We start from the raw sequence: 2,022 nt of genomic DNA, 5'->3' as shown, positions 1-2,022 counted from the left end.
GTCCCGGACAAGGTCACCGAGCCGCCGCCGACGTCGAGCGCCAGCCTTTCGATGCTGGTCGTGCCGTTGGCGATGCTTAGTGTCGATGCCTGGGCGATTGCCGCCTTGATGCCACGAACCGTCGCCTCGCCCGAGGCAATCTCGATGCTCGTCGTGCCGTCGGCGATCTTCACCCGGCCGGCAGCGGTCGCCGGAATGCCCGCTATGGTGGCGCCGCCGGTAAAATTGGTCCAGTCGCCATCACGCTTCAGGTCGACGCCGATGCCGCCGATTTCCGTGGTCCCGGAGGTGACGCTGTCGGCCTTGATCGTACCTGATATCGCAGGCGCCTTGAGATAATTGGCGATCAGTGCATTGACTGTGATGGCCTTGGCCATCACCTCGCCGCGCGCGATCGATGTGCTCTTCGCATCGATCGCAACGGAGGGCGCGTCGCCATCCCCCGCGAAGCGGATGGTTCCGTCGATGTCTCCCGTTATCGCCTGGCCGGCAAGTGCGGCCAGCTGGTCGATGGCAGGTGCATCGAGCGTCAGCGTGCCGAGCGGCATGAATTTGTCGTCGAGCGCGAGATCACCCGAGACCTTGTTGTCGCCGAGCGAGACCAGAAAACCATTGATCGAACGCTTGCCTTCGCTCGTCACCAGCGCTGCTTTGATGTCGAGCGGCTGGTCGTCGACGGAGCCGGTCAGCGAGACATTGGCGGCGGGACTGGTGATATCGGCCTTGCCGCTAGCCGTCAGCTTGATGCTCTTCACCGTGCGGCCCGATGCCGTCAGGCTGTCGCTATCGGCGGTAACCGTGAAATCCGGCGCCGTCATGGCGCCGCTTGCCGACAGCGCGAAATCGACGCCACCGGCAACCGGCACGCCGACTGTCGGCGACAGCACCGAGACGTCGCCCAGTTTGCCCTTGATGTCGGCCTGGATGTCGGTGCCTTGCATGCTGGCCGTGCCGGCGGCGCTGAGCGTGCCGGAGGTGAATTCGATCGAATTGGCGGCGAAGGATCCCTGCGGATCGCGGGCCGCGCTGGCCGAGAATTTCACCCTAGCGCCGAGCACCGAGGCGATCTGCGGCGGAAAGGCCGTGGCCACGGCATCCGCGTTCATCTTGAGCTGCATCGACAGGTCGGCAAGCGCCACCGTCGCGGTCAGCGAAGCGTTGAGCGCGTCGGAACGCAGCGTGCCCTGGTCGATGGCAATGGCGTCCTTGCTGACCGACCCGGCCAGATCGACATCGATCTTGCCGGTGATCAGCGGCGCCAGCGTCGCCACGTCGGTGTTGAGGCCGCCCGCCTCCAGCTTGACGGTGACCGGCCCGGCGCGGTTCTGGATATCAAAACCGTCGGAATGGATCTGGGCCGCCAGGTCGTCCAGCCGCGTGCCGCCGGCGACGATGGAGACGAAGGAGGCGCCGACGTCGATGATCGGCGCCTTGCCGTCGCCGAAGGCCCGGGCGGTGGCATTGCTGATCGCCAGCGTGATCGGCTGCGCCTTGCTGCCGACGCTGATCACCACGGGCGGCCCCTTGGCGGCGAGTTCGACCGAGAGGTCGCTGGCGCCGGCAGGATCGACAATGCCGGTCGCGGTGCCGTGCACCGCATCGCTGTCGATGTTGGCGCGGTCGACACTGACGCCACCGGCCGATGTGGCGGTGCCGGCAATGTCGAAACTGGTCTTGCCGGCAAACAGCGGCTTGAGATTCTCAGGCAGGAAGCGAGCGAAATCGCCGTCGCCCTTGGCCTCGATATGATTGCCCTTGTCGGTCAGTTGGTGGCGACCCGTCAGCTGGGTGACGATCTTGCCGTCGACCGAGAACGTGCCGATGCCGTTCCAGTTGGCGAGCGGCCCGGTGCCCGAGACATCTATGTCGACCGGCGGCGTGTCGGGCAGCTTGAGCAGGTTGGCGATGATACCGCCTGCCGGCTCCGAGGCCTTCAGGTCGAGATCGAGCCTGTTGTCTGCCGGCGCAAAGTGGATCTTGGCGTCGACATTACCTTGCTTGCCGTCATGACGGGTGATGTTG

Annotated in this window: 1 pseudogene; it reads right to left on the bottom strand. The window is 65.6% G+C overall.

The features are described from left to right. A pseudogene (locus tag EN893_RS31010) lies at nucleotides 1-2,022 on the bottom strand (translocation/assembly module TamB); the annotation flags it as partial.

The sequence above is a fragment of the Mesorhizobium sp. M7A.F.Ca.CA.004.04.2.1 genome, from assembly GCF_004022825.1.
Classification (GTDB): Bacteria; Pseudomonadota; Alphaproteobacteria; order Rhizobiales; family Rhizobiaceae; genus Mesorhizobium.
Note: the sequence above shows the minus strand (reverse complement) of the source record. Positions and strands in the feature narration are given on the sequence as shown.